Genomic DNA, 23,636 nt, shown 5'->3' on the forward strand with positions numbered 1-23,636 from the left:
CTGTAAAAAAATACAACAGATTTCTGCACTTTTCACAGAGTTTTTTTTAATTGTTCATGAGGGAACCGGGAGCCTCCTCCTTCTGGCCATCTCCGGAGGAATATGATAAAATAAAAAGTCATGGATTGTACGTATTCAGGGATCATCCCTGCTGGATCATAAAGGAGTCTCTAATGGAAAGAAAAGATATCGAACTGCTGTCCCCGGCAGGCACCTGGGAAGCTTTGAAAGCGGCTGTGTTTGCCGGTGCCGACGCGGTGTACCTGGGGGGCAGCCATTTTGGCGCCCGGGCCTATGCGGAAAACTTCGGACCGGAGGAAATGACCCGGGCCATCCGGTTCGCCCATCTCCACCGGGTAAAGATCTATGTAACGGTGAACACCCTGGTGGATGACGGGGAAATGCCTGATATGGGGGAATACCTGTGCTTTTTGAGCAATATCGGGGTGGACGGGATCATCGTCCAGGACCTGGGGGTGATCCGGGTGGCCCGGCAGGTGGCGCCGGAACTGCCCCTTCACGCCAGTACCCAGATGACGGTGACCAATTCCGCCGGGGCTCTGTTTACATACCACAATGGTATGGAACAGGCGGTGATGGCCCGGGAAACCTCCCTGAAGGATCTGAAGACCATCTGTAATATCACCCCGGGCAAGATTGAAGGATTCATGCACGGAGCCCTGTGCGTGTGCTACAGCGGCCAGTGCCTCATGAGCAGCATGATCGGAGGCCGCAGCGGCAACCGGGGCCGGTGTGCCCAGCCCTGCCGGCTGCCCTACACTTTGGTGAACAAGGACGGGAAGGACCTGCTGGCCAAGGTGGATGCCGGCCATTACCTGCTGTCCCCCAAAGACCTGAACACCCTGGATGTGCTGCCCCAGCTGATCGAAACGGGGATCCATTCTTTCAAGATCGAAGGCCGGATGAAGCGGCCGGAATATGTGGCGGTGGTGACGGACATTTACCGCCGGGCCATTGACAGCTACCTGGCCGGCCATTATGAAGTGCCCCAGGAAGACCGGGATAACATCGAACAGATCTTCAACCGGGATTTCACCACTGCCTATATGGTGAACCGGCCTGGACGGACCATGATGAGCGACCGGCGGCCCAACAACCGGGGAGTGCTCCTGGGCCGGGTCCAGAGCCTTGCCAAGGATCATACCGCCGGCACCCTGAAGCTGGACCGGGACCTGCACCTGGGAGACGGACTGGAATTCTGGGTCAGCGTAGGGGGCCGGGTGGGCACCTCCGTGGAACATATGACCGTAAACGGGAAAGAGGTGCCGGTGGCCCGGGCAGGCAGCAGCGTCACCATTCCCGTACCCCGGGGAATCCGGCTCAACGACCGGGTGTTCCGGACCTATGACAATGAACTGATGCAGTATGCCGCCCAGTATTTTGGAGAAGACCACAAGAAACGGATCCCTCTGTATGCAGAAGTCACCGCTCGCCTGGGCCAGCCCATGGAAGTGAAAGTGACCGACGAAGAAGGGAATACCGGCTCTGCAAAAACCGGGTTCATTGTGGAAAAAGCCCGGAAACATGCCCTGGATGAAGCTGCGGTGAAAAAGCAGCTGGACCGGCTGGGGACCACGGAATTCTCCCTGGGAGAACTGGTCTGCCGCCTGGATGAAGGGGTCATGGTCCCCATGAGCGAAATCAACGAAGCCCGCCGGGCAGCCGTGGAAGAACTGACCCAGAAGCGGCTGGACGCCTTCCTGCCTCCCCGGAAAAAGGCTGTGTGGCACAGGGAAGTGCTCCGGCAGCGGGAAAACCACGGCACCCGGAAACACAGCCAGCTCAGCGTCCAGGTGGACACCCTGGAAAAGGCCAAAGTGGCCCTGGAAGCCGGAGCCGATGTGCTGCTGGTGGGAGGGGACAGCTACACCCTGCCTCTCCTTACCCTGGAAGATTACAGCACCATCAGCGGCTGGACCCGGGCCCGGGGGAAACAGTGGATGGCGGCCACCAGCCGGATCGTCAGCGAAGGCCAGCTGAAGTACTTCCGGAGCGCCCTGGCCCAGTGGGCGGCTCTCCAGCCCGACGGGTTCCTGATCGCCAACAACGGGCTGGTGGAAATGGCCCAGGAGCTGGGGCTGCCTCTGTGGCTGGATTATGACATGAACGCCTACAACAGCCAGAGCATCCTGTTCTGGCAGGAACAGGGCTTTGCCGGGGTAACCCTGTCTCCGGAACTGACCCTCCAGCAGGTGGGGGCCCTGGTGAAGAAGAGCCCGCTCCCCATTGAGTGTCTGGCGGAAGGGGCCCTGGAAATGATGGTCAGCGAATACTGTGTGGAAGGGAGTTTCCTGGGGAACCTGCACAAAGGATCCTGCAGCTTCCACTGCAAAGAGCAGGGATTCCTGGAAGACCGGAAGAAGGAAAAGTTCCCTCTGAAGCAGGACCAGTTCGGCCGGATGCACGTGCTCAACGGCCATCCCTTGTCCATGCTGGCCAATGTGCCGGATATGGAAAAGGCCGGGATCGCCCGGCTGCGGATCGATGGCCGGGGCTATACCGCCGAAGAGCTGGGTGAACTGACCGCCCTGTACCGGGGCGTGCTGGACGGGGACACCAAAGTGGAAGAGAACCGGCCCCACACCACCCGGGGACATTATTTCAGAGGAGTTTTGTAAGCATGGGGAAATTTGCTGTCAATACATTGGAATTCGATAAAGTGAAGGCGCTCCTGGCGGACCAGGCAGGGACTTCTCTGGGCCGGAGACTGGCCCTGGACCTGGTGAGCTCCAGCCGGTTCGAACAGGTGAAACTGGCCCAGGAGGAAACTGCCGAAGCCGTCCAGCTGCTGGACGAAGGGAAACGGCTGCCCCTGGGGGGCATGACGGATATCAGTCCCCTGGTGAAACGGACCCGGGTAGGGAGCATCCTGGAGCCGGAAGACTTCAAGGCCATCGGAGACACCATCGACGGGCTCCGGCATCTGAAGCAGTTCCTGCTGGAAGACACGGAAAACGCTCCGGCCCTCCGGGATTATGGTCCCCAGCTGGGGGATTTCACCCGGCTGAGCAAGCAGCTGTCCAGCGCCCTGGATGAAAAGGGGAACATCAAGGATAACGCTTCCGTAAAGCTCCAGGGCCTGCGCACCGGGATCCTGGCGGCCAAGAACCGGGTGAAGGACAAACTCACCAATATCCTCCACGATCCCAACAACCAGAAATACTTCCAGGATGCCCTGGTGACCATGCGGGAAGACCGGTACGTAATCCCCATCAAACAGGAATACCGGCTGAACTTCCCCGGGGTGGTCCATGACCAGAGCGCCAGCGGGGCCACCTTGTTCGTGGAACCTATGGCAGTGGTGAACCTGAACAACGACATCAAGAAATACCGGCTGGAGGAACAGGCAGAAGTGGAACGGATCCTCCGGACTCTCACCGGCCATGTGGGCAGCGAGGCGGAAAACATCCTCAGCTCCCTGGAAGTGGCGGCCCAGGTGGATCTCATCGGTGCCAAGGCCGCCCTGGCCCAGAAGCTCCACTGCTGCCGGCCCATGATGATCCTCCAGCAGCGGCTGCGGATTACCCAGGGACGCCATCCTCTCCTGGACCAGGAAAAGGTGGTGCCTCTGGACATCAACCTGGGGGACGATTTCACCACCCTGCTGATCACCGGCCCCAATACCGGCGGGAAAACCGTGGCCTTAAAGACCGTGGGGGTGTTCGCCCTCATGGCCCAGGCAGGGATGTTCGTCCCGGCCAAAGAAGCCATCCTGCCGGTGTTCGGCGGTGTCTATGCGGATATCGGGGATGAACAGAGCATTGAACAGAGCCTGTCTACTTTCTCCGGCCATATGAAGAACATGATCTCCATTTTGGATGAAGTCCGGGAAGGGGACCTGGTGCTGGTGGACGAAGTGTGCGTAGGGACTGATCCCACCGAAGGGGCGGCCCTGGCCATGGCCATGATCGAGTACCTGTACAACAAAAAGGTGCTTACCATCATGACCACCCACTACAGCGAACTGAAGACCTTTGCCTACGAGCATGAGGGTATGGAAAACGCCAGTGTGGAATTCGATCCGGAAACCCTCCGGCCCACCTACAAGCTGCTCATGGGTGTGCCCGGCAGTTCCAACGCCTTCTACATCAGCAAACGGCTGGGGCTGCCCCAGGAGATCCTGGACGAAGCCAAGACCTTCATCGGAGAAGGCCACAGCAATATGGAACGGGTGCTCCAGAACCTGGAAGGGGAGCGCCGGGAATATGAAAGCCGGAAGGACGAAATCGCCTCCCTCCAGCGGGAAGCGGAATACCTGAAGAACGAACTGACCCGTCAGAAGCAGGACCTGGAAAAGAGCCGGAACGCCATTTTACGGAAGGCCCGGGAACAGGCGGACGAACTGTACCGGAACGCCCGGCGGGAATCCACTTCCATTTTGAAGGAACTGCGGGCCAACCAGGACATGGTGGAAAGCCGGAAGGTGGAACAGCTGGCGGAACTGTCCCGGAAGGTGCTGAACAAGAACTTCTCCATTGACGGGAAGCCCATGCCGGAAGGTCAGGGGCTCACCAGCGGCAATGCGGCGGTGGGCAAGAAGGTGTATGTGAAGAAAATCGGCCAGAGCGGCACCATTGTGGCCCTGAACGGCAAGGAAGTCACCGTGCGGATCGGGATCATGAAGATGAATCTGAAGCTGAAGGACTGCCTGTTGCTGAAGGAAGCGCCCAGCCAGCCCCGGAGCACCCACCGGACCCTGAAGAAGAGCACCAGCCAGGGCCACAACCTGTTTGTGAAGAAGGCCCAGGACGCCACGGTGCAGATCGATGTGCGGGGCAAGACCGTGGATGAAGCCATCCCCTATGTGGACAAGGCCATTGACGATGCCCTGCTGGCCGGGATGGACCGGTTCCGTCTGGTCCACGGGAAAGGCACCGGCATGCTGCGGAAAGGCCTCCTGGAATACCTGGACCAGCATCCCAATGTGCTGAAAACCGAAATGGCCCCCCTGAATGAAGGGGGATTCGGGGCCACCATTGTGTGGGTGAAATAAAAGCGCGGTGCCTGGGCGCCGCGCTGTCAACGGTCGGCGGCCGGAGGAGGAAACCCGCCGCTGGCGGGTTTCTTTGAAGGGAAACGCAGCCCTCAGGGCTGCGTTTCCCTTCAGGAGCATCTGCCTTTGGCAGATGCTCTCCTTCGTCCAGTGACCATTGACCGCTGACAAAAAAATCCTGCTGCAGGCTGCAGCAGGATTTTTTTCACTTCACCTCTTCCACCAGCCTTGCCAGACGGCTCTGAAAGATGTCTCCCTGGGTGATGGCGCTGGCAGGCTTCCACCAGGCCAGAGAATCCTTGGGATTGTTCAGGAAGGTCCGGCCGAAGGGGGTTCCGATATCCCGGGGAGAAGCCCAGGAAAACAGGGTCAGGTTGGGTTTGAACACCCCCACCTGTTTCCCGGTGGGAGCCAGGGACTCGGTCATGGGCTGGACAATGGGCCGGAGGGGGATCTTCTGGACCTGGATGGGACGGGAGGGGGTTACAGGAGTGTAAACGGGAGTGGGAATGGGACTGTGATTCTGGAAGCCGCCCACCGGCACCGTGGGCCGGGGCACAGGAGAGCCGATCCGCCCGGGTTTGGGCACCGGAATGGCCCCGGCCGCCAGCGCCGAACCGCAGACGGAAAAGGCCGTAAGGATGGTCAGGAAAAACCGTTTCCAAATGGATTGTTTCATGGGAATCACCTCTTTGGTCCTATTATAGCATATTGGAGGGGCTGCTGCACAAAAGGGGGTACGGCGGTCCTGGGCGGGCTGCCCGCTCATCCGGTGGCTGGCGGCTCATTTTGCGGGCGGCCGGGCCTGCCGCCCCTACGGTTGGAGCAGAGTCTCCCATCCTGCCGCCCACCTAGCCACTTACCCACCTGGCTGCCTCTCCCTTTTCGAACGATAGTGTAACTTATGTTATAAAAGTTCGATAAAACATTGACAGAGCCCCGGTCCGTTGATAGAATAGGAGTATAAATTATTGTGGTGGTTTGGCTCTGAGAAACTTGAACACTGGCTGTGCGGGCGGTATCAAGGGCCTTTTTTATTGGAGGTGCTCACGAATGAAAGCAGCAATTATCATGGGAAGCAATTCGGACTGGCCGGTGCTGGAACCTGCGGAAAAAACTCTGAAGGAATTCGGGGTAGAGGTGGAAGTAGTGGTGGCCAGCGCCCACCGGACTCCGGAATTGGTACAGGAATTCGCCGCCGGCGCCCGTGACCGGGGTGTGGAAGTCATCATTGCCGCCGCCGGTGCAGCGGCCCATCTGGGCGGATTCATCGCCGCCTTCACCACGGTGCCGGTGATCGGGATTCCCATCAACGCCACCCCTCTCAACGGGATGGATTCTCTCCTGAGCTTCGTGCAGATGCCTTCCGGCATTCCCGTGGCCACCATGGCCATCAACGGGGCTAAGAATGCCGCCATCTTCGCCGTGGAGATCCTGGCGGTGAAGTATCCGGAACTGGTGACCAAACTGGCGGAAGCCCGGGCCAAGATGAAGGAAGAAGTGAAAGCCAAAGGGGAAAAACTGGCTGCTGCCAGAGCCGCCGCTGCCAAAGCATAAGGAAACGGGAGGAACTATGGGGGACAAGTTTTTTGCGGAAGACAAGCTCCATGAAGAATGCGGGGTCTTCGGCATCTATTCCAAGAAAGACGACGTGGCACTGAATACCTACTGGGGGCTGTTCGCTCTCCAGCACAGAGGCCAGGAAAGCGCCGGCATCGCTGTCACCGACGGCCGGCACATGCACATCAAAAAGGGCATGGGATTGGTGAACGATGTGTTCAAGGACGGACTGAAGGGCCTGGACGGCTGCATTGCCGCCGGCCATGTACGGTATTCCACCACCGGGGCCAGCATGCCCTACAATGTGCAGCCGCTGAAGGTGTTCTATGACGGGGGCAACCTGGCCCTCAGCCACAACGGCAACCTGACCAACGCCGCCCAGCTCCGGAAGGAACTGGCCAACGACGGGGTGGTGTTCCAGACCACCATCGACAGCGAAGTGGTGCTGAGCCTGATCGCCCGGAGCCGGAAAAAGACCCTGCCGGAACGGGTGGCGGAAGCGGCTGACACCATCCGGGGTGCCTTTGCCATCCTCATCATGAACGATGACCAGCTGATCGCCTTCCGGGATCCCTACGGCTTCCGGCCTCTGTGCCTGGGCCGGCTGGACCACGGCTGGGTGGTGGCCAGTGAAACCTGCGCTCTGGATCTGGTGGGGGCCCACTATGTGCGGGACGTGAAGCCCGGGGAAATGATCGTCATCGACAACGAGGAAACAGAACCCAAAAGCATCATGTACAGCACCCACAAACCGGCCCACTGTGCCCACTGTATTTTCGAATACGTGTATTTCGCCCGTCCCGACAGCATCATCGACGGGGAAAGCGTATACCAGGCCCGTCTGAACATGGGACGGATCCTGGCCCGGGAAACCAGGGGGATCAAGGCGGATGTGGTGATTTCCGTGCCCGATTCCGGCACCCCTGCAGCCATCGGCTACGGCCTGGAAGCCGGGATCCCCTTTGTGGAAGGGCTCACCAAGAACAAATACATCGGCCGGACCTTCATCCAGCCCACCCAGAAACAGCGCCTCAATGCGGTGCGGCTGAAACTGAACGCCAACCGGAGCCTGGTGGAAGGGAAATCCGTGGTGATGGTGGATGACTCCATCGTCCGGGGCACCACCAGCGGCAAGATCGTCCAGCTGCTCCGGGATGCGGGAGCCACGGCGGTGCACGTGTGCATCAGTTCGCCCCCTGTAATGGATTCCTGCTTCTACGGCATCGACACTTCCGAACGGAAAGAACTGATCGCCGCCAGCAAGACGGAAGAAGAGATCCGCCAGTACATCAAGGCGGACAGCCTCCATTACATTACCATGGAAGGACTCCGGGCCAGCCTGTCCGTGCTGAAACCCGATGATATGTGCTATGCCTGCTTCAATTCCCATTATCCGGATGGAGCAGATAAAGAAATGAAAAAAGGATCCAAATTACAGTTTGAACTGGGTTGCTAAGGAGGAAACAGCGTGAGCGAGAAAAAGGTCATTACATACGCAGATGCAGGGGTGGATATCGACGCCGGCAACAAAGCCGTGGAACTGATGAAGGACAGCGTCCGGGCCACCTACCGTCCGGAAGTCATCGGGGACCTGGGGGGCTTCGGGGGCCTGTTTGCCCTGGGGAACAAATACCAGGATCCGGTGCTGGTTTCCGGTACCGACGGTGTGGGCACCAAGCTGAAGATCGCCTTTATGATGGACCGTCACGACACCATCGGCCAGGACGCCGTGGCCATGTGCGTCAATGATATCCTGGTCCAGGGGGCGGAACCTCTGTTCTTCCTGGATTACATCGCCACCGCCAAGGTGGAATCCCAGAAAATCGCCGACATCGTCAAAGGGGTGGCCAATGCCTGCAAGGAAAGCGGCTGTGCCCTGATCGGCGGGGAAACCGCTGAAATGGCCGGGTTCTATGCCAATGACGAATACGACATCGCCGGCTTCAGCGTAGGCGTGGTGGAACGGAGCAAGATGATCACCGGGGACAAGGTGAAGGCCGGGGACGTCCTCCTGGGTCTGCCTTCCACCGGGGTCCATTCCAACGGGTTCTCCCTGGTACGGAAAATCTGCTTCGAAGCTCAGGGCTTCACGGTGGACACCTACATTCCGGAATTCGGCAAAACCCTGGGTGAGGAACTGCTGACTCCCACCCGGCTGTATCCCCGGACCATCCTGCCCATGATCAAAAAATTCGATCTCCACGGTATGGTCCACATCACCGGGGGCGGCTTCTATGACAACATTCCCCGGATCCTGCCGGAAAACTGTGACGCGGAAGTCCATGCAGACGCCTGGGAAGTGCCCGCTGTGTTCAAAAAGCTCCAGGAATGGGGCAATGTTCCGGTGAAGGAAATGTACCGGACCTTCAACATGGGGGTTGGCATGGTGCTGGTGGTGGATCCTTCCGAAGCCGACGCCGTCCGGGCTCATCTGAAAGAAAACGGGGAAACCTTCTACGAACTGGGCCATGTGGTGCCCGGCACCAAAAAGACCGTGATGAAAGGCGGGGTTTTCGGTGACTAAACGGAAAATCGGGGTACTGGTCAGCGGCCGGGGAAGCAATTTCCAGGCCGTGGCCGACAAAATCAAAAAAGAAAACCTGCCCATCGAAATCGCCGTGGTGATCAGCGACAGTCCGGAAGCCTATGCCCTCCAGCGGGCGGAAAAGATGGGGATCCCTCACTGCGCCATTGCCCGTCAGGATTTTGTGGACAAGGCTTCCTTCGAAGCCGCCATTGACAAGACCCTCCGGGAAGCAGGGGTGGAACTGGTGGTGCTGGCCGGATTCATGCGGATCCTCAGCGGGGATTTCGTGAATTCCTGGTACCACAAGATCATCAACATCCATCCGGCCCTGCTGCCGTCCTTTACGGGACTGGATGCCCAGGGACAGGCTCTGAACTACGGGGTGAAGATCGCCGGCTGCACCGTCCACTTTGTGGATGCAGGGATGGATACCGGCCCCATCATCATGCAGGCCGCCGTACCTGTGCTGGACGAAGATACCCATGACACCCTGGCCGCCCGGATCCTGGTCCAGGAACATACCATCCTGCCGGAAGTGGTGAAGCTGTGGGCGGAAGACCGGCTGACTGTAAACGGCCGGAAAGTGAAAATCCGTAAATAAGGAGAACAATCCATGCTGAAAATTCGCAGAGCATTACTGAGCGTTTCTGACAAGACCGGCATTGTGAAGCTGGGCTATTTCCTGAACAACAATGGGGTGGAAATCATCTCCACCGGCGGCACCATGAAGGTGCTGAAGGAAGCTGGCGTGCCGGTGACCTACGTAAGCGACGTAACCGGGACCCCGGAAATGATGGACGGCCGGGTAAAGACCCTGAATCCCAAGATCCATGGGGGCATCCTGGCTGTGCGCAGCAATCCCAAACATATGGAAGACATGAAGAAGAACGGGATCCAGCCCATTGACCTGGTGGTGGTGAACCTGTATCCCTTCCAGCAGACCATTGCCAAACCGGATGTAACCGAAGCCGAAGCCATCGAAAACATCGACATCGGCGGTCCGGCCATGGTCCGGGCTTCTGCCAAGAACTTCCACGATGTGGTGATCATCACCAATCCGGACCGGTATGAAGACCTGATCCACCTGCTGAAGGAAAAAGGGGACATCGATCTCCACACCCGGAAAATGCTGGCCCAGGAAGCCTTTGCCCATACGGCGGAATACGATACGGCCATTGCAGCCTATCTGAAGAAGCAGCTGGACAGCGAAAAATAAGGGAGGCCTTAGCATGCAGGTACTGGTAATTGGCGGCGGCGGCCGGGAACATACCCTGGTCTGGAAGCTGGCCCAAAGCAAAAAGGTGACGAAACTCTACGCAGCCCCCGGGAATCCGGGCATGAAGGACCTGGCGGAATGTGTGAACCTGGACATTACGGATCTGAACGGTTTGGCGGACTGGGCGGAAAAGCACGCCATCGATCTGACGGTGGTGGGGCCGGAAGCTCCTCTGGTGGCCGGCATCGTGGATGTGTTCAACGCCCGGGGTCTGACCATTTTCGGGCCCAGTGCCAAAGCGGCGGAAATCGAAGGCTCCAAGATCTTCTCCAAGGAACTGATGGAGAAGTACGGAGTGCCCACCGCCTTCTTTAAAGTATGCGACAACCTGGCAGATGCCAGAGCCTTTGTGGAAGAAAAAGGCGCCCCCATTGTGATCAAGGCAGACGGCTTGGCTGCCGGCAAAGGGGTCGTGGTGGCCATGACCAAGGACGAAGCCCTGGATGCCCTGGATGAAATGATGGGTGCCCACAAGTTCGGCAGCGCCGGCAACCGGGTGGTCATCGAAGAGTTCATGGAAGGGGAGGAAGCCTCCCTCCTGGCTTTCACCGACGGGAAGACTATTGTGCCCATGCTGGCTGCCCAGGACCATAAACGGGTGAACGACGGAGACCAGGGGCCCAACACCGGGGGCATGGGGGCTTACTGCCCGGCACCGGTAATGACCGACGCCCTGAAGGAAAAGACCGTGAAGGAAGTGCTGCGGCCCATTGTGGACGCCCTGGCCAAGGAAGGACGGCCTTATTCCGGCTGCCTGTACGCCGGTCTCATGATTAAAGGGGACAGCGTGAAGGTGGTGGAATTCAACGCCCGGTTCGGGGATCCGGAAACCCAGGTGGTGCTGCCCCTGCTGAAAAGCGACCTGGCAGAGATCATGGTGGCTTGCGCCAAAGGCACCCTGAAGCCTGAAATGGTGGAATGGAGCGACAAGTCCGCCGTGTGCGTGGTCATGGCCAGCGGCGGCTATCCCGGATCCTACAAAAAGGGTCTGCCCATTACCGGCCTGAAGGCTGCAGGAGCCATGGAAGACGTGGTGGTGTTCCACGCCGGCACCCGGGAAGAGGACGGGAAGATCCTCACCAACGGAGGCCGTGTGCTGGGAGTCACTGCTGTGGCTGACAGCATCCCTGCCGCCCAGCAGAAAGCCTATGACGCGGTGGACAAGATCCACTTCGACGGGGCCCATTTCCGCCAGGACATTGCCTGGAGAGCCCTCCGCCGGCTGAAGACGAAATAAGATGATGTTACAGACCGCAGAAGTATTCCAGCCCCTGCGGTCTGTTTCCGTAACAGATAGACTTCTGAAGGAAAAGACCAGAAAAACCTGTTGCATTTGTGACAGACTGGTGCTAAAATGAGAAAAATATTTCAAAGGGGGATATACAATGGCTTTTATCTATGATGAACCTGCCCATACTTTCAGCGAGTATCTTTTAGTTCCTGGATATTCTTCCAGCGAATGCATTCCGGCAAATGTGAGTCTGAAGACTCCGCTGGTGAAATTTAAAAAGGGTGAAGAACCGGCTCTGACCCTGAATATTCCCCTGGTTTCCGCTATCATGCAGTCCGTTTCCGACGACAACATGGCCATCGCCCTGTCCCGGGAAGGGGGCATCTCCTTTATCTACGGGTCTCAGACCATCGAAAGCGAAGCCGCCATGGTGGCCCGGGTCAAGAGCTTCAAGGCCGGGTTCGTGGTCAGCGATTCCAACCTGCGTCCGGACAGCACCCTGGCCGATGTACTGGCTCTGAAGGAAAAAACCGGTCACAGCACCATGGCTGTTACCAGCGACGGCAGCAAGAACGGCCATCTGGAAGGGATCGTTACCAGCCGTGACTATCGGATCAGCCGGATGAACATGGAAGATCAGGTCAAGAACTTCATGACTCCGGTGGCTGACATGGTGGTCGGCAGCAGCGACATCACCCTGAAACAGGCCAACGATATTATCTGGGAACACAAACTGAACACCCTGCCCATTATCGACAAAGAGGGCAACCTGATGTACATGGTGTTCCGGAAAGACTATTCCACCCACAAACAGTATCCCCTGGAACTGCTGGATAGCCAGAAACGCCATGTGGTAGGCGCCGGCATCAACACCCGTGACTATGAACAGCGGGTACCGGCCCTGGTGGAAGCCGGTGCGGACGTACTGTGCATCGACTCTTCCGAAGGCTACAGCGAATGGCAGAAACGGACCCTGAAATGGATCCGGGACAAATACGGTGATTCCGTCAAGGTAGGGGCCGGCAACGTGGTTGACGCGGAAGGCTTCCGGTTCCTGGCAGAATGCGGTGCTGACTTTGTGAAGATCGGTATCGGCGGCGGCTCCATCTGCATCACCCGGGAACAGAAGGGGATCGGCCGGGGCCAGGCTACTGCCGTTATCGAAGTGGCCAAGGCCCGGGACGAATACTACAAGGAAACCGGCATCTATGTGCCCATCTGCTCCGACGGCGGTATCGTGTACGACTACCACATGACCCTGGCTCTGGCCATGGGCGCCGACTTCCTGATGCTGGGCCGGTATTTCGCCCGGTTCGACGAATCCCCCACCAACAAGGTGAACATCAACGGCACCTACATGAAGGAATACTGGGGCGAAGGTTCCGCCCGTGCCCGGAACTGGCAGCGGTATGACCTGGGCGGGGACAAGAAGCTGTCCTTCGAAGAAGGGGTGGATTCCTACGTTCCTTACGCCGGCGGCCTGAAAGACAACGTGAACCTGACCATCTCCAAGATGCGGTCCACCATGTGCAACTGCGGGGCTCTCACCATCCCCGAACTGCAGAAAAAGGCCAAACTGACCCTGGTATCCGCCACCAGCCTGGTGGAAGGCGGGGCACACGATGTGCTGCTGAAAGAGAATTCTTCTTCCAATTATCCGAAATGATGCGGGTGAAAGGGCTGTTGCGTGAGCAACAGCCCTTTTTTGTCAACGGTCAACAGCCGGATGAAAAAATTTGCAGGCAAATTTTTGTTGAATGGAGAAAACCGGCGGCCGGGAAGGGCGTGCCTTCGGCGCGCCCCTACGCCGTCAGAGTCGGAGTGTGGGAGAACAACGGGTCCTGCGGACCGAAGAAAATCCCCTGACTCCAACGGTGTAGGGGCTTGCCGCAGGCGAGCCCATCCCGGCCGCCCGGAGGGCTGTGTTCAAAGGCAAATGCGGATGCATTTGCCTTCCTTTGGCTGTTGACCGTTGACCGTCCATTGTGCTACAATGGGGAAAATTTTTTCAGGAGGCGTGGTATGACTGGGTTCCAGAAAATCGTGGTGGGGCTTTTGGCGGGGAATCTGCTGTGCACTTTCGGGCTGTATCTCCGGCTGGACAGCCAGCAGCTGCTGCTGGAAAAGGAAGTCCGGAGCATGAAACGGGACATTGTGGGCACCCGGTACGATGACACCAATCTGAAAAACAGCCTGGCCAGCCTGGAAAAGCAGGTGGGGAAGCTGGACGAAAACACCCGGAAGGCCCGGGAACAGGAGACCCCGGCCGCCCCGGCCCCGGCGCCCCAGCCCCAGCCCAAAAAGGACCCCAGCGGGATCCAGGGGCTGATCGACAGGATATTTGGGAGGTAAAGGGATGTCTGGCAGCCCCGTCAACGGTCAACAGCCGGATGAAAAAAATTTGCAGGCAAATTTTTGTTGAATGGAGAAAACCGGAGGCCGGGAAGGGCGTGCCTTCGGCGCGCCCCTACGCCGTCAGAGTCGGAGTGTGGGAGAACAAAGGGCCCTGGGGACCGAAGGAAATCCCCTGACCCCAACGGCGTAGGGGCTTGCCGCAGGCGAGCCCATCCCGGCCGCCCGGAGGGCTGTGTTCAAAGGCAAATGCGGATGGGTTTGCCTTCCTTTGGCCGCTGACAGCTGACCGTGGACCGCTGACTAAGGTGCTGTTGCTCCTGCAACAGCACCTTTTTTGCATACCAAAACCCGTTCCCATCACCCGTTACATATGGTACAATAAACTATACGACATTTACCGGGAGGACGGAGAAGCGCATGCGTGACTATACGAAAGTGACCATTACCCGCAAAGGGGAAAAAATGGCCCGGGGCGGGCATCCCTGGGTGTTCGGAGACGAAGTGCTGGATATTGCCGGCCCTGTGGAAAACGGGGACCTGGTGGACGTGGTCAGCGAGAAGAAGGGCAAATACATCGGCACCGGCTTCTACAACGACCATTCCAAGATCCGGGTCCGGCTCCTTTCCCGGAACGCCAATGACCGGTTCGACGAAGCTTTTTTCGAACGGCGGATCCAGTACGCCCTGGATTACCGGAAAACCGTCATGCCCGGTGAAGATTTCAAAGACTGCCGGCTGATCTTCGGAGAAGCGGATGGATTCCCGGGGCTCACCGTGGACCGGTTCAATGACGTGCTGGTGGCCCAGGTGCTTTCCCTTGGCATGGAACAGCGGAAAACCATGATCTTCACCCTGCTGCTGAAGCTGCTCCGGGCCATGGGAGAAGAGGTAAAGGGCATCTACGAACGGAACGATGTGAAAATCCGGGAACTGGAAGGCCTGACGGAAGGCCAGGGCATTGCGGATATCCCTGGTAGCACCCTGACGGAAAAGGACCTGATGCCCATCATCACGGAAAACGGCCTCAAGTACCGGGTGGATGTGGTGAACGGCCAGAAAACCGGCTACTTCCTGGACCAGAAATACAACCGGCTGGCGGTATCCCGGATCTGTGCCGGCAAACATGTACTGGACTGCTTTACCCACACCGGTCCCTTTGCCCTCAATGCAGCCAAAGGGGGAGCGGCCAGCGTTACGGCGGTGGATATTTCCGGAGAAGCCCTGAAGCGGGCCCGGGAAAACTTTGCCCTCAACGGCCTGGAAGACAAAATCCAGACTGTGGAAGCCAATGTGTTCGACTATCTCACGGAGCTGGAGGAAAAGAAGCAGCATCCCTTCGACTTCATCATCCTGGATCCCCCGGCCTTCACCAAAAGCAGCCACACAGTGAAAAGCGCCTTCCGGGGATACAAGGAAATCAACCTGAAGGCCATGAAGCTGCTGCCCCGGGGAGGCTATCTGGCCACCTGCAGCTGCAGCCATTTCATGAAAAGCGAGCTGTTTGTGGAAATGCTCCACGAAGCGGCCCGGGATGCAGCGGTTTCCCTGCGCCAGGTGGAAGCCCGGCAGCAGGCTCCGGATCACCCGATCCTGTACAATGTGCCGGAAACCGATTATCTGAAATTCTATATCTTCCAGGTGGTGTAAGCCCTTGCGGCATCCTCCTGAGAAATGAGGTGTCCCATGTTCAAGAAAATCACCCTGGCTCTGGCCTTCTGTTCCCTGGTCAGTGTGGGTGCCCTGCCGGTACTGTCCGGCACCGCCCATGCTTCCACCACGGAAGAACGGTTCCAGCAGTCTAAAATCATCATGATGACCACCCGCAACGGGGTCCCCTTTTACGCAGAGCCGGGCAAGGACAGCCTGACCCTGGGGTTCTATCCCAAAGGGACCATTTTTGTACCCATCAACCAGACCCGGAACGCGGTGGAAAACAAAGTCTACAATCTATGCATCCGCTTTGACGGCGCCGTGGGATGGCTTTCGTCGGACGACGTGGCATTGACGCGGAAGTAAAAGCGGGGGAACGCTGACCGGGGAAGGTCAGCCTTTCCCACCATAAAGGCCCCGGGGAGGACGGGGACTCATGAGGGGAGAGTGTGCAGCATGGATGAACAGAAAGAAAACCATTCTGTAGAAGAAAAACAGGAAGAACTGGAAGAACGGGTAGAAAATGAACTGATTTCCGCCCTGAACCGGAAAGACAAGGACGCGGTCCTGAAGCTGGTGGAAGATTCCCACCCCATCGACCTGGCCTATGCCCTGGAAGAAGCCAGCGACAGCGATATCGTGTTCCTGGCCACCATCCTGCCGGACCAGCAGATGGCTGAAATCATCGAACAGGCCGATGATGAACTCCAGGTCCGGATCATGAAACTGTTCGATCTGAACAAGATCATCCGGATTTTCCAGCACATGTCCAAGGACGATATCGTGGATATCCTGGGAGACATGCCCGCCAACCGGCGGAAGGAACTGGTCAAGCTGATGAAATCCAGCGACCAGGAAGTGATCCGAAACCTGTTGGGCTATGGGGAAAGCACCGCAGGCGGGATCATGACCACCGAATACATTTCCATGCGCAATTCTCTTACGGTGAGCCAGGCCCTGGAAAAGGTCAAGGAAATCGCCCCCAAGACGGAAGAACTCAACATCCTCTATGTGCTCAATGAGAAAAAACAGCTGGTGGGTACCGTGTCCCTCCGGGAACTGCTGGTGGCCAAGAACTATGACACCTTAAACGACATCATGGAGGACAATGTGATTTCCGTGGAGCCGGAAGCGGACCAGGAAGACGTGGCCCGTCTGGTATCCAAATACGACCTCCATGCCATCCCGGTAGTGAACAAACGGAAAGGGATGCTGGGGATCATCACCGTTGACGATATCATCGATGTCATCGAAGAAGAAAACACCGAAGATATGCTGAAAATGGGCGGTGTCAGCAAGGAAGAAGACGTGGACAGCACGGTGCTGGAAAGCGTGAAGCTCCGGCTTCCCTGGCTCTTGATCAACCTGGTGACGGCGTTTTTGGCATCCTCGGTGGTTTCTCTGTTCGAAGACACCATCAGCCAGGTGGTGGCTCTGGCTGCCGCCATGCCCATTGTAGCCGGCATGGGGGGCAATGCCGGGACCCAGACTTTGGCTGTGGTGGTCCGGGGCCTCGCTCTGGGGGACATCAAGCTCCACGGCAACGGGCTCCGGATCCTCCGGGGGATTGCCGTGGGCTTCATCAACGGCCTGGTAAACGGGGTGATCGCCGGAGCGGTGATCGTGTGGATGAACCACAACCTGGCCCTGGGGCTCATTATCCTGGTGGCCATGATCTGCAACCTGATGATCGCGGCCCTGGTGGGTTTCCTGGTGCCGGTGGTTTTGAAGGCCCTGAACTACGACCCGGCCGTGGCCTCCAGTATCTTCATCACCACCTTTACCGATGTGTGCGGGTTCTTCATTTTCCTGGGCCTGGCCAAACTGTTTTTGCCATATTTGTTACAATAATCCCTGCTCTTAAAAAGTTTTTCTTATATCGTGGATATTTTCTTGACAAAATGCCCTTATCCTCGTAAGATAAGGGCATGCTTTTCAAGGAAGAGCAAAACAACTTCATAAATAAATCTGATGATGGGAAAGAGTACTTTCTGGATGCGTGCCTCCAGAGAGCCGGTGGATGGTGTGAACCGGCGGCCTGGCCGAAAGGAAAATCCTCCCGGAAGAGACGGACTGAAGCAAAATTAAGTCCGGACGGCTGATCCCCGTTAGTGGAAACGCGTATGTTGGTACGTTGCAGAGTGCTCCCAGGCCGGAAGGCCCGGGGGAATATGGGTGGTATCGCGGAGCATGCTCCGTCCCTTTTACAGGGACGGAGCTTTTTTGTTTCCGGAAACAGAAAGGATGAGGAAAATGGATTTGAAGAAAGTATGCGGATTGATCGGCAAGTATTTCGGCGTTATCGCCGTGGTGTTCCTGGGCATCGGGATCTTTGCCCCCCACGCTTTTGCCTGGGTGTTGGGGAAGGCCTACGGGGTGTCCATTCTCAGTGTAATGCTGGGAATCATTATGTTCGGCATGGGGATGACCACCAGCCTTCATGATTTTGCCCTGGTGCTGAAACAGCCCAAGAACATTTTCTTCGGGGTCTGCGCCCAGTATTTCGTTATGCCCTTCCTGGCGTTCCTGCTGTCCAAAGCCTTCCATCTGGATCCGGCTCTGACCGTTGGGGTGGTGCTGGTGGGCACCTGCCCGGGAGGCACTTCCTCCAACGTGATCACCTTCATGAGCCATGGGGATGTGCCTTTCTCTGTGACCATGACCAGCTGCTCCACGGTGCTCAGCCCTCTTATGACTCCGCTGCTCACCTGGCTTCTGGTGGGCAAGCAGATCTCCTTTGATCCGGTGGGCATGTTCGTTTCCATCCTTCAGATCGTGTTCGTACCCATCGGGGTGGGCCTGGCTGTGAAGAACTTCTTCCCCAAGTTCGCCAAAGAAGCGGTGGATTACCTGCCCGCCGTTTCCAGCATGGTCATCAGCTTCCTGATCGCCGGGATCATCGGGGCCAGCCGGAACGCCATCTTAAGCAGTGCCGGACTGATCCTGCTGGTGGTGATGCTCCACAATGTGCTGGGGTACCTGCTGGGCTTTGCCATTGGGAAACTTACCGGCATGAGCTGGAAACAGATGGTGGCTCTGTCCATCGAAGTGGGGATGCAGAATTCCGGTCTGGCCACCGGCCTGGCCAAGGCCCATTTCGCCTCCATGCCCATGGCCGGGGTACCGGGAGCCATCTTCAGCGCCTGGCACAACATCTCCGGTGCTGTCCTGGCTTATCTGTACACCAATTACCTGAATGAACGGTTCGATTCCCAGTACGAAGAGGAAGGGGAATTGAAGCCGGCCATGGTGAGAGCAAAATAAAAAATTGGGGTGTGAATTCTTTCACACCCCAATTTTTTATTCTTCCTCTTCAATCTCTTTCGGCACCATATCCTCCGCCTTGAGAGTCCCCATCCGGGCCCTTCTGGCGTATTCGGCGGTGGCGGTGAACAGTACGTCGCTGCTGCTGTTGAGAGCGGTTTCGCAGGCGTCTTCGATGATGCTGATGATGAAGCCAACCCCCACCACCTGCATGGCGATGTCATTGCTGATCCCAAAGGAGGCACAGGCCACGGGGATCAGCAGCAGGGAACCTCCGGCCACACCGGATGCTCCGCAGGCCCCCACGGTGGAAACAATGCACAGGAGCAGGGCGGTGGGCAGATCCACGGCTACTCCCAGGGTATGGGCGGCTGCCAGGCTCAGCACGGAAATGGTGATGGAAGCCCCGGCCATGTTGATGGTGGCTCCCAGGGGAATGGAAATGGTGTAGGTATCCGGGTTCAGCCCCAGCCGTTTGCACAGGGTCAGGTTCACCGGGATGTTGGCGGCGGAAGAACGGGTAAAGAAGGCGTAGATGCCGCTTTCCTTCAGGGTGGCCCAGACCAGGGGGTAGGGGTTCTTGCGGACGTTCAGGTACACGATGATGGGGTTCATCACCAGGGCCACCAGGAAATAGGACCCCAGCAGCACCCCCAGCAGGCTGAAGTAGGAAATCAGGGCGGACAGGCCGCTGGCGCTGATGGACTGGGTCACCAGGCCCATGATCCCCAACGGAGCGAAATGGATCACCCAGGTGACCACTTTGGTGATGCCGGCGGACAGGTCTTCCAGCACATGCTTGGTTTCCGGGCTGGCAGCCTTGTGGAGGGCCAGGCCGATGATCACTGCCCAGGCCAGGATGCCGATGTAGTTGGCGTTCAGGATGGCGTTCAGAGGATTGTCCACGATGTTCAGCACCAGGTTGTGGACCACTTCCGCAATGCCGCTGGGGGGATTCACCTTGGAATTCCCCAGCTGGAGCATCAGGGTCTGGGGGAACAGGAAGGACAGGGTCACCCCGACGATGGAAGCGGCGAAAGTGCCGATCACATAGAGGGTGATGATGGGTTTCATCTGGGTTTCGCCCCCTTCTTTCCGCTGGACCATGGCGTTCATCACCAGGATGAAGACCAGCAGGGGAGCCACCCCTTTGAGGGCACGGACGAACAGGTCGCCGAAGATGCCCACCACCGGCACGGCGCCAGGGAGGAACACAGCAATCAGGATGCCGATCACAAGGCCTACGGCAATCTGGTTGATCAATGGGATTTTACGAAGTTTACGGATTGTAGAGTTCATAGTTGACTTCCTTTCTAGGTTTTAGAAAATAATGACAAATCACCGTACATAAGTATAATGAATTCACAATCAAAACACAAGTGTTTTTTCGGGGTGGACTGAAGCCGGGGCCTTGAAGAAAAGCGCCATTCATAGTATAGTTATACATAGTATTCAAAAAAAAGCGCAGCTTTTGATCACAGCAGAAGGCGAGGAATCATTATGACGAAAATCATCCTGACCGGGGACCGTCCCACCGGTCATCTCCATGTGGGCCATTTTGTAGGCTCTCTTCAGGAACGGGTGCTGCTCCAGAACAGCGGCAAATTCGACGAAATCTACTTTATGATCGCCGATGCCCAGGCCCTGACCGACAATGCGGAAAACCCGGAAAAAGTCCGGCAGAACGTGCTCCAGGTGGCTCTGGACTACCTGGGAGTGGGCATCGATCCGGAGAAGGCCACCATCTTCATCCAGAGCATGATCCCGGAACTGTTTGAACTGACTACTTATTATATGGACCTGGTGACCGTGGCCCGGGTACAGCGGAACCCGACTGTGAAGGCGGAAATCCAGCAGAAGAACTTTGAAGCCAGCGTGCCTCTGGGCTTTTTCTGCTACCCGGTGAGCCAGGCGGCGGACATCACTGCCTTCCATGCCACTCACGTGCCCGTTGGGGAAGACCAGAAACCCATGCTGGAACAGTGCCGGGAAATCGTCCACAAGTTCAACAGCGTCTACGGGGAAACCCTGACGGAACCGGATATTGTGCTGCCCTCCAACAAGGCCTGCCTGCGGCTGCCCGGGCTGGACGGGAAAGCCAAGATGTCCAAATCCCTGGGGAACTGCATCTACCTGTCCGATGATGCGGACACCATCAAGAAGAAGGTCATGAGCATGTACACCGATCCCACCCACATCCAGGTCAGCGATCCCGGCCATGTGGAAGGGAACCCGGTGTTCACCTATCTGGACGCCTTCAGCAAACCGGAACATTTTGCCGCCTTCCTGCCCGATTACGCCAACCTGGATGAGCTGAAAGCCCATTACCAGCGGGGCGGCCTGGGAGACATGAAGATCAAACGGTTCCTGAACGAAGTGCTCCAGTCCGTACTGAAGCCCATCCGGGAACGCCGGGAATACTGGGAAGCCCGGAAGCCGGAAGTGGTGGACATCCTGAAGGCAGGCACCGCCCGGGCCGAGGCCAAAGCCGCCCAGACCCTGTCCGAAGTCCGCGCCGCCATGAAAATCAACTACTTCGAGGATGACAATCTGCTGAAGTAAGCAGTGCCCTTCGGGCCAGTTTACAGTCACTGGTCACTGGCTGATGGAAGGAACCCGCTCGGGCGGGTTCCTGGGAACGTATAAAAACCGGCGGCCGGGAAGGGCGGGCCTGCGGCACGCCCCTACACCGTTGCTGTCAGATGGTGGATGCAGGGGTTGGGAAAACGGGATTTTCGGCATTTTCGTATCTTTGATTTTGTGAGGAACTCTGATACCAACGGCGTAGGGGCTCCCCGCAGGGGAGCCCATCCCGGCCGCCTGGAGGGTACCCGGACTTGCCGTCCGATTGGTAAATATCCGTAGGAGCGAACCAAGGCCTCCGGGAGACCGGCGGCTTTCTTCAAAAGGAGGGAAAACACCATGAAACGTAACCTGATGGGATTGTTTTTGTCCGGCCTTGTGGCTGTGGGCCTTGTGACCGGCTGCGGCAATGAGAAAAAGCCCGCTGCCCCGGCAGCCCCGGCCCAGACCGAAGCCAAAGGGCCTCTGACCTTGGAATATACCTTCAATAAAAAAGAAGGCAAGGGCACCAGCCAGACGGCTGCCTGGATCGAAGACAAGGATGGAAAACTGGTCCGGACTCTGTTCGCCACCCGGTATACCACCCAAAAAGGGTACAAGAAGCAGGCCCTGCCCCAGTGGGTGAAAAAATCCGGCCTGGCCCAGTTGGACAAGGCCAAAGTGGATGCCTTTACCAAAGCCACCCCCCAATCCGGCAAAGTGACCGCCGGTTGGGACGGAAAAGATGACAACGGCAAATCCGTCCCTGACGGCACCTACAAACTGGTGGTGGAAGCCACCCTGTACCAGGACAGCGATGCCCTGTGGACCGGCACTTTCCAGAAAGGCGGCAAAGAACAGACCCTGGACATGAAAGAAAGCCTCACCAAAGAACCGGAAAAGAAAGAGAACAAAGACCTGATCACCGGGGTGAAGGCGGTGTATCGGCCGTAGGGAGCAGACGGGGATGTTGCATGGGCAACATCCCCGTCTCACGTCTTACGCCGATGGAGACCATCTGCCTGGGGCAGATGGTCATCAGCCAACAGTCACTAGTCACTAGTCTCTAGCGGCCGGAGGGAACCCGCTGGGCGGGTTCCTGGGAACGTAAAAAAAACGGAGGCCACGGAAGGGCGGGCCTGCGGCACGCCCCTACGGCGTTGGGGTCGGGATGTTGGATACAACGGTCCCGGAAACGGAATCTTCGACAATTCCGTTTCCGGGATTTTTTGTTGGGCCGATTGATATCAACGGTGTAGGGGCTGCCCGCAGGGAAGCCCGTCCCGGCCGCCGGTTTTTCATGTTCAAAGGCAGATGCGTGAGCATCTGGCATCCAAAACGATGAACGACATTCTGTCCCCAAATCCTCCCATCTCTTCTGTTATACTGGAAACAGGAGAAGAAAAGAGGTGGAACAGATGCTGATTTACAGTAAGAAGCAAAGGATATCCCGTAAAATATACCATCTGCAGCAATGCCCTTTTTGCAGCCGCATCCAGAAAGATCATACAGGATATTTCTATACAGAAGAGGAAGCCCTGGCACAGGGATACAGGCCCTGCAAACGGTGCCATCCATACCAGAGCCCAGTGGCTCTTTACGAAAAAGACAAAAAGCATGTGGATGGCCTGTGCCATTCTTTTGGGTTCCAGTGTCAGGTACAGGGGAATGATCTGTTGATCACCAACCCTTTGGAAGCCTGGCTGCTTACCTTTTCTTCCCGTTTGCGGAAAATCCTGATTTATCATGAAAGCTGCCGGCGCTTCTGTACCCTTGTGCAGCGGGAAGAACTGATCCGTGGGTTCCATCGCCAGCCCTGGGAGTTCCATTCCATTGCCGAAACGCTGTTCCTTATCCACCGCCACTTGCAGAACTATATCACCGGTTCTGGAATTCCTGCATACAAAAAAGACGCTGCCCAGCGTCTGCTGAAGGAACCTCTGCAGAAAAATGACAGGTTCCGGAAAAAGAACCGCAAAAATCACCAGAAAAAACTGGCCAAAAAGACCCGGATGCATCAGGAAACAAAACATGTGTTGTACTTGATCCAGCAGTTGAAATGTATGGAACCCTAGGGCCTGCGGCACGCCCCTCGTATAATAGAGTTGTACCAGATATTCCCTTTTATAGTGAATTACGGTACGATTAGAATGGAGCTGTGGATCGGTTGCGCGCCCCTACCGCTTGACGGTTTTCG

The 23,636-nt window shown here is 57.4% G+C and carries 19 protein-coding genes and 1 other annotated feature; of the genes, 17 read left to right on the forward strand and 2 right to left on the reverse strand.

All coding sequences use genetic code 11. The features are described from left to right. Positions 1 to 173: 173 nt before the first annotated feature. Together ACTQY1_RS06110 and ACTQY1_RS06115 are read left to right on the forward strand one after the other, a co-directional pair. Entirely contained in the window at positions 174 to 2,639 is a 2,466-nt protein-coding gene (locus ACTQY1_RS06110; RefSeq protein ID WP_441373925.1) for a DUF3656 domain-containing U32 family peptidase, read from the forward strand. 2 nt (positions 2,640 to 2,641) lie between these two features. Then, complete coding sequence (locus ACTQY1_RS06115; RefSeq protein WP_022486726.1) at positions 2,642 to 5,014, forward strand: endonuclease MutS2; 2,373 nt, start codon at positions 2,642 to 2,644, stop codon at positions 5,012 to 5,014. A 205-nt stretch (positions 5,015 to 5,219) separates the two neighbouring features. On the opposite strand, the gene ACTQY1_RS06120 is transcribed toward ACTQY1_RS06115, so the two are convergent. Further along, on the reverse strand, positions 5,220 to 5,693 hold the full coding sequence (locus ACTQY1_RS06120) for a hypothetical protein (protein ID WP_441369178.1): 474 nt from the start codon (positions 5,691 to 5,693) through the stop codon (positions 5,220 to 5,222). A 374-nt stretch (positions 5,694 to 6,067) separates the two neighbouring features. On the opposite strand from ACTQY1_RS06120, the gene purE reads away from it, so the two are divergent. The 12 genes from purE to ACTQY1_RS06180 all read left to right on the forward strand — a co-directional run bounded on the left by purE (position 6,068) and on the right by ACTQY1_RS06180 (position 18,877). Next, positions 6,068 to 6,571, forward strand: coding sequence for a 5-(carboxyamino)imidazole ribonucleotide mutase (gene purE / locus ACTQY1_RS06125; RefSeq protein WP_022486986.1), 504 nt, complete (start codon positions 6,068 to 6,070; stop codon positions 6,569 to 6,571). A gap of 16 nt (positions 6,572 to 6,587) precedes the next feature. Continuing rightward, positions 6,588 to 8,030: an amidophosphoribosyltransferase gene (gene purF / locus ACTQY1_RS06130; RefSeq protein WP_022486987.1), complete on the forward strand. Its 1,443-nt coding sequence runs from the start codon at positions 6,588 to 6,590 to the stop codon at positions 8,028 to 8,030. Positions 8,031 to 8,042: 12 nt separating this feature from the next. Then, a complete protein-coding gene (gene purM / locus ACTQY1_RS06135; RefSeq protein WP_441369179.1) occupies positions 8,043 to 9,098 on the forward strand; it encodes a phosphoribosylformylglycinamidine cyclo-ligase in 1,056 nt (351 codons plus the stop codon). After that, positions 9,091 to 9,702 (forward strand): phosphoribosylglycinamide formyltransferase, encoded by a 612-nt coding sequence (gene purN, locus ACTQY1_RS06140; RefSeq protein WP_022486989.1) that lies wholly within the window; start codon positions 9,091 to 9,093, stop codon positions 9,700 to 9,702. The genes purM and purN overlap by 8 nt, the downstream gene beginning before the upstream one ends. A gap of 15 nt (positions 9,703 to 9,717) precedes the next feature. Then, positions 9,718 to 10,317 carry an IMP cyclohydrolase gene (locus ACTQY1_RS06145; protein ID WP_441369188.1) on the forward strand — a complete coding sequence of 200 codons (600 nt, stop codon included), beginning with the start codon at positions 9,718 to 9,720 and terminating at the stop codon, positions 10,315 to 10,317. 13 nt (positions 10,318 to 10,330) lie between these two features. Next, positions 10,331 to 11,614, forward strand: a complete 1,284-nt coding sequence (purD, locus tag ACTQY1_RS06150; RefSeq protein ID WP_022486991.1) for a phosphoribosylamine--glycine ligase — start codon at positions 10,331 to 10,333, stop codon at positions 11,612 to 11,614. 148 nt (positions 11,615 to 11,762) lie between these two features. After that, positions 11,763 to 13,274 (forward strand): IMP dehydrogenase, encoded by a 1,512-nt coding sequence (locus ACTQY1_RS06155; protein ID WP_302158094.1) that lies wholly within the window; start codon positions 11,763 to 11,765, stop codon positions 13,272 to 13,274. Positions 13,275 to 13,630: 356 nt separating this feature from the next. Next, on the forward strand, positions 13,631 to 13,960 hold the full coding sequence (locus tag ACTQY1_RS06160) for a hypothetical protein (protein ID WP_308664379.1): 330 nt from the start codon (positions 13,631 to 13,633) through the stop codon (positions 13,958 to 13,960). 420 nt (positions 13,961 to 14,380) lie between these two features. After that, a complete protein-coding gene (locus tag ACTQY1_RS06165; RefSeq protein ID WP_279126028.1) occupies positions 14,381 to 15,610 on the forward strand; it encodes a class I SAM-dependent rRNA methyltransferase in 1,230 nt (409 codons plus the stop codon). 36 nt (positions 15,611 to 15,646) lie between these two features. Beyond that, positions 15,647 to 15,979, forward strand: a complete 333-nt coding sequence (locus ACTQY1_RS06170; RefSeq protein ID WP_022487767.1) for a hypothetical protein — start codon at positions 15,647 to 15,649, stop codon at positions 15,977 to 15,979. A 90-nt stretch (positions 15,980 to 16,069) separates the two neighbouring features. Beyond that, positions 16,070 to 17,464: a magnesium transporter gene (mgtE, locus tag ACTQY1_RS06175; RefSeq protein ID WP_022487766.1), complete on the forward strand. Its 1,395-nt coding sequence runs from the start codon at positions 16,070 to 16,072 to the stop codon at positions 17,462 to 17,464. Between the two features lie 111 nt (positions 17,465 to 17,575). Continuing rightward, positions 17,576 to 17,819, forward strand: a binding site (T-box leader). A 47-nt stretch (positions 17,820 to 17,866) separates the two neighbouring features. Beyond that, positions 17,867 to 18,877, forward strand: coding sequence for a bile acid:sodium symporter family protein (locus ACTQY1_RS06180; RefSeq protein WP_022487765.1), 1,011 nt, complete (start codon positions 17,867 to 17,869; stop codon positions 18,875 to 18,877). A gap of 36 nt (positions 18,878 to 18,913) precedes the next feature. Here ACTQY1_RS06180 and sstT read toward each other — a convergent pair whose 3' ends face one another. Next, entirely contained in the window at positions 18,914 to 20,176 is a 1,263-nt protein-coding gene (gene sstT / locus ACTQY1_RS06185) for a serine/threonine transporter SstT (protein WP_022487764.1), read from the reverse strand. Positions 20,177 to 20,377: 201 nt separating this feature from the next. On the opposite strand from sstT, the gene trpS reads away from it, so the two are divergent. The 3 genes from trpS (at position 20,378) to ACTQY1_RS06200 (ending at position 23,514) form a co-directional block, all read left to right on the forward strand. Continuing rightward, the gene (gene trpS / locus ACTQY1_RS06190) at positions 20,378 to 21,439 is read left to right on the forward strand and encodes a tryptophan--tRNA ligase (protein ID WP_288311403.1); all 1,062 of its coding nucleotides are present in this window, start codon (positions 20,378 to 20,380) and stop codon (positions 21,437 to 21,439) included. A gap of 360 nt (positions 21,440 to 21,799) precedes the next feature. Further along, a complete protein-coding gene (locus ACTQY1_RS06195) occupies positions 21,800 to 22,393 on the forward strand; it encodes a DUF2271 domain-containing protein (protein WP_441369180.1) in 594 nt (197 codons plus the stop codon). A 464-nt stretch (positions 22,394 to 22,857) separates the two neighbouring features. Further along, positions 22,858 to 23,514, forward strand: coding sequence for an Ada metal-binding domain-containing protein (locus ACTQY1_RS06200; RefSeq protein WP_441369181.1), 657 nt, complete (start codon positions 22,858 to 22,860; stop codon positions 23,512 to 23,514). Positions 23,515 to 23,636 lie beyond the last annotated feature (122 nt).

The organism is Acidaminococcus sp. HCP3S3_G9_1 (genome assembly GCF_052122455.1).
Classification (GTDB): Bacteria; Bacillota; Negativicutes; order Acidaminococcales; family Acidaminococcaceae; genus Acidaminococcus.